This is a genomic window from Burkholderia sp. HAN2018, from assembly GCF_024704855.1.
Taxonomy (GTDB): domain Bacteria; phylum Pseudomonadota; class Gammaproteobacteria; order Burkholderiales; family Burkholderiaceae; genus Burkholderia; species Burkholderia cepacia.
In genome coordinates, this window is sequence record NZ_QOBB01000306.1 from 1 (window position 1) to 7,039 (window position 7,039).

The 7,039-nt window shown below is 68.1% G+C and carries 6 protein-coding genes; 4 read left to right on the forward strand and 2 right to left on the reverse strand.

All coding sequences use genetic code 11. The features are described 5' to 3' along the window. The 4 genes from DPV74_RS37505 to DPV74_RS37520 all read left to right on the forward strand — a co-directional run. Window positions 1-428: HlyD family secretion protein (locus DPV74_RS37505; RefSeq protein WP_162923249.1), on the forward strand; the 428-nt coding region annotated here is incomplete at its 5' end. Next, complete coding sequence (locus DPV74_RS37510; protein ID WP_119339013.1) at window positions 425-1,384, forward strand: ABC transporter ATP-binding protein; 960 nt, start codon at window positions 425-427, stop codon at window positions 1,382-1,384. The genes DPV74_RS37505 and DPV74_RS37510, both read left to right, overlap by 4 nt. After that, a complete protein-coding gene (locus DPV74_RS37515; protein WP_119339014.1) occupies window positions 1,381-2,535 on the forward strand; it encodes an ABC transporter permease in 1,155 nt (384 codons plus the stop codon). Before DPV74_RS37510 ends, DPV74_RS37515 begins: the two co-directional genes overlap by 4 nt. A gap of 10 nt (window positions 2,536-2,545) precedes the next feature. Continuing rightward, window positions 2,546-4,033, forward strand: a complete 1,488-nt coding sequence (locus DPV74_RS37520) for an efflux transporter outer membrane subunit (protein ID WP_119339015.1) — start codon at window positions 2,546-2,548, stop codon at window positions 4,031-4,033. 250 nt (window positions 4,034-4,283) lie between these two features. Here DPV74_RS37520 and DPV74_RS37525 read toward each other — a convergent pair whose 3' ends face one another. Next, the gene (locus tag DPV74_RS37525; RefSeq protein ID WP_060171052.1) at window positions 4,284-5,483 is read right to left on the reverse strand and encodes a porin; all 1,200 of its coding nucleotides are present in this window, start codon (window positions 5,481-5,483) and stop codon (window positions 4,284-4,286) included. 479 nt (window positions 5,484-5,962) lie between these two features. Beyond that, on the reverse strand, window positions 5,963-7,027 hold the full coding sequence (locus DPV74_RS37530) for a squalene/phytoene synthase family protein (RefSeq protein ID WP_119339016.1): 1,065 nt from the start codon (window positions 7,025-7,027) through the stop codon (window positions 5,963-5,965). Window positions 7,028-7,039 lie beyond the last annotated feature (12 nt).

A 7,039-nucleotide genomic window follows, 5' to 3' on the forward strand; every position in this document is an offset into this window, starting at 1 on the left:
CCGCGCAGGTCGACGCCGCGCAGGCGGCCGTGGCCGAAGCGCAGTGGAAGCTCGACCAGAAGCGCGTCGCCGCCCCCGCCGCCGGGCGCGTGTACGACACGCTGTACCGTGTCGGCGAATGGGTGCAGGCCGGCAATCCGGTCGTGCAGATGCTGCCGCCGCAAAACCTGAAAGTGCGCTTCTTCGTGCCCGAGGCCGCCATCGCATCGCTCGCACCGGGGCGCACCGTCGCGATCCACTGCGACGGCTGTGCGGCCGACGTGCCCGCGCACATCATCTACGTGTCGAGCGAGGCCGAATACACGCCGCCCGTGATCTACAGCAACGAGAGCCGAACCAAGCTCGTGTTCATGATCGAGGCGCGCCCGGCCGTGGCCGACGCGCCGAAGCTGCATCCGGGCCAGCCCGTCGCCGTGAGGGTGCCGTGAACGCGCCCTCCGCCCCGTACGCGATCGACGTCGTTCGCCTGAACAAGCGTTTCGGCGACAAGCATGTCGTGAAGGATGTGTCGCTGCGCGTCGCGCGCGGCGAGATCTTCGGCTTTCTCGGGCCGAACGGCAGCGGCAAGACCACGTCGATCCGGATGATGTGCGGGTTGCTCACGCCCGACTCGGGCAGCGGCACCTGTCTCGGCTACGACATCGTGCGCGACAGCGCGCAGATCAAGCGGCGCGTCGGCTACATGACGCAGCGCTTCTCGTACTGGGAAGACCTGTCGATCCGCGAGAACCTCGATTTCGTCGCACGCGTGTACGGGATGCCCGACCGCAAGGCGGCCGTCGCGCGCGCACTCGACGGGCTCGGCCTCGCGAGCCGCGCCGACCAGCTCACGGGCGCGCTGTCGGGCGGCTGGAAGCAGCGCCTCGCGCTGGCCGCCTGCATGCTGCACGAGCCGGCCCTGCTGCTGCTCGACGAGCCCACGGCCGGCGTCGACCCGGCCGCGCGCCGCGACTTCTGGGAAGAACTGCACCGGCTGGCCGCCCAGGGGATCTCGGTGCTCGTCAGCACGCACTACATGGACGAAGCCGAACGCTGCCACAAGCTCGCGTACATCGCGTACGGCGAGCTGCTCGCGCAGGGCACGTCGGCGGAGATCGTCGCGTCGCAGGGGCTCGCGACCCGCGCGATCACCGGCGGGCACCTGGCCGAACTGTCCGCGCGACTGCGCACGATGCCGGGCGTCGACCAGACGGTCGTGTTCGGTTCGGCGCTGCACGTGAGCGGCCGCGATCGCGCGCGGCTCGACGCGACGCTCGCACAGGTCGCGGCGCAGGCCGGCGGGCCCGCCGCGCTGCAGGTCGCGCCGATCGACACCGGCCTCGAGGACGTGTTCATCTACATGATGGGCCGCGCATCCGCGCCGCCCGGCGGAGCGTCGTCATGAACGCGTGGGCGCGCTTGCGCGATGCGTTCTCGGTCGCGCGCTGGTGGAGCATCGTGCTGAAGGAATTCCTGCAGTTGCGCCGCGACCGCGTGACGTTCGCGATGATCGTCGGCGTGCCGATCATCCAGCTCTCGCTGTTCGGCTTCGCGATCAACACCGATCCGAAGCACCTGCCGACCGCGGTGATCGTCGCCGACGCGAGCCCGTTCGCGCGGAGCTTCGTCGCCGCGATGCGCAACTCCGCGTACTTCGACATCGTCGAGACGCTGCCCGACGAAGCGGCCGGCCAGCGTGCGCTCGCGCGCGGCGACGTGCTGTTCGTATTGAACGTGCCGGCCGATTTCTCGCGCCGGCTGCTGCGCGGCGAACGTCCGTCGCTGCTCGTCGAGGCGGACGCGACCGATCCCGTCGCGACCGCATCGGCGATCGGTGCGCTCGCCGGCCTCGTGCAGCCGGTCGCGGACAAGGATGTGACCGGCCCGCTCGCGCACCTGAACGGCCGTCCGGCCGCCTTCGACGTCGTGCTGCACCGGCTCTACAACCCCGAGGGCATCACGCAGTACAACGTCGTACCGGGCCTGATGGGCGTGATCCTGACGATGACGATGGTGATGATGACGGGCCTCGCGATCACGCGCGAACGCGAGCGCGGCACGATGGAGAACCTGCTCGCGACGCCCGTGCGACCGCTCGAGGTGATGACGGGCAAGATCGTCCCGTACGTGCTGATCGGGCTGATCCAGGTGTCGATCATTCTCGCGGCCGCCCGCTTCGTGTTCGAGGTGCCGTTCGTCGGCAGCGCATTCGCGATCTACCTGTCCGCGCTGCTGTTCATTGCCGCGAACCTGACCGTCGGCATCACGCTGTCGTCGCTCGCGCAGAACCAGTTGCAGGCGATGCAGCTCGCGGTGTTCTACTTCCTGCCGAACATCCTGCTGTCGGGCTTCATGTTCCCGTTCGCCGGGATGCCGAAGTGGGCGCAGTTCATCGGCAACCTGCTGCCGCTCACCTACTTCAACCGCCTCGTGCGCGGCATCCTGCTGAAAGGGAACGGCTGGAACGACCTGTGGCCATCCGTGTGGCCGGTCGCGCTGTTCACCGTCGTCGTGATGGGCATCGCGTTGCGCTTCTACCGGCGCACGCTCGACTAGGCACCGCACGATGAAACCGGATTCGCGTCGCCCCCTCCACGCCACCCGCTGCTGCACGCTGGCCGCTGCCGCGCTGCTCGTCGCCGGATGCGCGGTCGGGCCGGATTTCCACGCGCCGGATGCGCCCGCCACGCAGCGCTACACGCGCGGCGAACCGCCGGAGACGACGGCCGCCGCCGGCCCGGCAGGCGATGGCCAGACGTTCGCATCGGCCGAACACACTCCGCAGCACTGGTGGACGCAGTTCGGCTCCGAACCGCTGAACCGGCTCGTCGATACCGCGTGGCGCAACAGCCCGACGCTTGCCGAAGCCCGCGCGCGGCTCGACGAAGCGCGCCAGAACCATGCGGCCGAAGCCGGCGCGACGATGCTGCCGAAAGTCGATGCGAGCCTGTCCGCGACGCGCGAGCAGGTCGACACGACCGCGTTCGGCCTGCCGGCCAGCGTGCCGAGCCCGGGGCCGTTCACGCTTTATGACGCGTCGGTGAGCGTGTCGTACGTGCTCGACGTGTTCGGCGGCAACCGGCGCGCGCTCGAGGCGCTGCGCGCGCAGGTCGACTACCAGGCCTATACGCTCGACGCCGCGCGCCTGACGCTCGCGGGTAACGTCGTCGCCACCGCGATCCTGCGCGCGTCGCTCGCGCAGCAGGTCGCGCTCACGCGGCAGCTGATCGACGCGCAGACGCGGCAGTTGCGCATCGTCGAAGCGCGTTTCACTGCCGGTGGCGTATCGCAGGCCGATGTGCATGCGCAGCGCGCGTTGCTCGCGCAGACGCAGGCGTCGCTGCCGCCGCTCGCGACCCGCCTCGCGCAGTCCGGCCACCGGCTCGCGATCCTGCTCGGCGCGCCGCCCGCCGACGCGATGCTGCCCGACCTCACGCTGGATGCGCTCGCGCTGCCTCGCACGCTGCCCGTCGCGCTGCCGTCGACGCTCGCACGCGAACGGCCCGACATCCGCGCCGCCGAAGCCGTGCTGCACCAGGCGAGCGCGAACGTCGGCGTGGCCACCGCGAACCTGTATCCGCGTTTTTCGGTTTCGGCGGGGACCGGCTCGGAGCGCACGCGCATCGCGGATATCGTGAGCGGGCTCAATGTATGGAATGTCGGTCTCGGTCTCACGCAGCCGCTCTTTCACGGCGGTGAACTGCGCGCGAAGAAACGCGCGGCCGAAGCGGCGTACGACGCCGCGTTCGCGAGTTACCGGGAAACCGTGCTCGAGGCGCTGCAGCAGGTGGCCGATGCGATGCGCGCGGTCGAGCACGACGCTGCCGCATGGCAGGCTCGGGACACGGCGGCACGGGAAGCGGCGACCAGCAATACGATTGCCGGCGACCGTTACGCGGCGGGCGGGATCAGCACGTTCGACCTGCTCGATGCACAGCGGCAGGCACTGCAGACGGCGCTCGACCGTACGCGCGCACAGGCCGACCGGCTTGCCGATACGGCGGCGCTGTTTCAGGCGCTCGCGGGAAGCTGGACGAACGACGCGGCGGAGTGAGTGCGCGGTGCAGGGTCAATGCGGCGATCGAAGCGGAGCGACCGCGCGACGCGGGTTTGACCCAGCGATAGAAACGGAGCGACCGGATGCGGGCTTGACGCAGCGATAGAAGCGGAATGACGGCGCGATGCGTGCTCGACGCAACGATCGCGGCGCGACATTCGCACGAATCGCGCGGACATGAAAAAACCGGCCCGAAGGCCGGTTTTCATACCGCATGCCGCAAGCGGCGCTCGCGCGCCGCGCGACATCAGAAGCGGTGGATCATGCCGACGCCGACTGCAATCTGGTTCTGCTTCGAACCTGCTGCCACGCCGTCGCCGATCTGCGTCGTCGCTGCCTGGATGCCGCCAGCCTTGTTCAGCGTATTGCCGGATGCGTGCTGGTAGGCTTCGAGTGCGTACAGGCCCGTACGCTTCGACAGGCTGTAGTACTGCGACAGCGTGACCTGATGGTACTTGGCCGCGCTCGTGATGCCGTTCGACTGCGTCGCCGCCGTGTACGAGTAGCCCACTGCGAAGTCCCACTGTGCCGCTGCCTTCCAGTGCAGCACGGCGCCAGCCGTGTTGAAGATCGCCGAGTTGCGGAACGCCGAGCCGACGCCCGGGGTGTACTTGACGTTCGTGTACGACGCTGACACGTCCCACGCCGGCGCGAACTGGTAGCCGGCCGTCACGCCGATGCGCTGCTGCGACTGCGCCGTCTGATAACCGGAGTTGATCGCCGACACGGCCGGCTGGCCGCCGCTCGTGACCGTCGAGTTGTCGCCCCACAGGCCGCCGCCGAGCGTCGAGTTGTTGACCTTCTGGTAGCCGACCGCGATGCCTGCCGGACCGTTCAGGTACTGGACTGCCGCGCTCCACGTCGAGCCGCGGTTCACGCTGCCCGGCACGCCGCCGAACGAGTACGAACCGCCGACCGTGAAGCCGTAGAACTTCGGCGACATGTAGACGAGCGAGTTGTTCGCGCGGTAGCTGGTATCCAGCGAATCGATATCACCCGGGTGCGCGCCGTATGCGCCCGTCAGCCACGTCGTCGGGCTGTACGGCGACAGCAGCGTGTAGTACGCCGTGTACTGACGGCCGGCCGTCAGCGTACCGTACGCCTGGTTCGTCATCCCGACCCATGCTTGACGGGTGAAGATACCGCCTGCCCATTGCGACGCACCGGTCGCCGAGTTCACGCCCGCTTCCAACTGGAAGATCGCCTTCGTGCCGCCACCGAGATCTTCGCTGCCCTTCAGGCCGAAGCGGCTGCCCGCCCATACGCCGGTGGACATCGACACCTTCGAGTGACCGCCGCTCGTCGCACCGGTCGACGGTGCCGCGTTGTTCTGGTAAGCCAGACCGTTATCGACGATACCGTACAGGGTCACGCTGCTTTGAGCGTGGGCGGCGGTAGCGGCTGCAAGGCCCGCTGCCGTCATGGCGAAAGCGACGCGCTTTTTCATTGATTCTCCGTCCTCAAAGAATGATTTCTTTTCTGGTGTGGTTTTATGACTGACACATGTGCGAGTACATGCCGACGCGATTCTGACGGATTACCAATCATTTCCCAACATGTGCAGTCGGTCATCGTATGATCGACGCAACGCACGGGTTCACCAAGCAGTTACATAACACCTGAAAACGCTTACGCGGCGGGCTTTTCCGGCATTTCCCGGTGAAAACCCTAGCTTTACATTTTTACGGGTGCAACACGACCGTCGGATGTTGTCAGATGCCTTCGGCGAAATACATCTTACAAATGCGCGACCGCGGCTGACGCCGCGATTCACGCCGCCGCGAAGGATCGCTGACGTTCATGACACCCACGTTTCGCGAAACGAAATGATGAAAACGTTTTTAGACGATGCGGGAGAGCTGGCCCGGCGAACGCGGGCCGAGGGGCGACGCCGGCACCTGTCGCGCCGGCATCGTTCGGTGGGTGTCAGCGTGTGACCGGCTGCGCGAGATGCGCGCTCACGGCATCGGAGAGCGCGGTCATGCGCGCGCGAATCGCCGTGTTCGAGCCGACCAGCGCGAGCGACGACGCCATGATCCGGTAGACGCGCTTTCTCGGCACCTTGGCCGGCTTCGCCGGATCGAGCCACGCGTCATGACCGGCCAGCAGCTCGAGCGTTTCGAGGCCGATCATGATCGGCCACAGGCATGCCAGCCGCAGCCGCACGAAGCGGCGCGGGATCGCAACGGTATACAGGCATGCGTCGCGATACTGGTCCAGCGTCACGCGCAGCAGGTCGACCAGCACGCCACGCGCGCGCGCCGACGCATCGGGCAACGTCAGGTCGGCGACGCTCAGCCCGTGCGCGCCCAGCACATCGTCGGGCAGGTAGCAGCGGCCGATGCGCAGGTCCTTCGCGCAGTCGCGCAGGATGTTGGTCATCTGCAGCGCCTTGCCGAAGCGGATGCCCTTCTCGACCATGTCCGGCAGGTTCCAGCCGCGCGCGGCCGGCGTGTGCATGCCCGTCATGTCGGTCCAGAACTCGCCCACGCAGCCGGCGACGAGATACGTGTAGCGGTCGAGTTCGTCGCGCGTCCGCAGCGACGCGACCCGCCCCGATTGCTCGTCGGGGAACGTGCGCAGGTCGAATACCATCCCCGCCGTCAGCGTCGCGACGACCTTGCGGATCGACGCGCGATCGGCGTCCGGCTGCGCGCGCAGCAGCGCGAGCATCGGCTCCATCGAGCCGAGCAGCACGTGCTCGTGCGAATCGGTCTGCATCCGCGTCACGTCCTCGAGCGCACGCGACAGCGCGACGCCGTCGCCGAGCTGCTCGACCTCGTCGCGCAGCTCGGTCAGCAATGCCGCCCGGCGATCGGGCGCGACGAGCGCCGTATCGGCGATCGTGTCGGCCGCGCGCGCGAGCAGGTACGCGAGGCCGACCGGGTCGCGCATGCCGTCGGGCAGCACGCGCAGCGTCAGGTAGAAGGAGCGGGAAACGTTCTTCAGCAGGTCGCCGAGCAGGTAGGCGGAATCGGTTCGAGTCGTCATGGGTCGGGAAAA

Excerpts from the sequence above, each read along its gene's own strand:
- DPV74_RS37515 (WP_119339014.1), top strand. The coding sequence starts at position 1,381 with ATGAACGCGTGGGCGCGCTTGCGCGATGCGTTCTCGGTCGCGCGCTGG.
- DPV74_RS37530 (WP_119339016.1), bottom strand. The coding sequence starts at position 7,027 with ATGACGACTCGAACCGATTCCGCCTACCTGCTCGGCGACCTGCTGAAG.
- DPV74_RS37520 (WP_119339015.1), top strand. The coding sequence starts at position 2,546 with ATGAAACCGGATTCGCGTCGCCCCCTCCACGCCACCCGCTGCTGCACG.
- DPV74_RS37525 (WP_060171052.1), bottom strand. The coding sequence starts at position 5,483 with ATGAAAAAGCGCGTCGCTTTCGCCATGACGGCAGCGGGCCTTGCAGCC.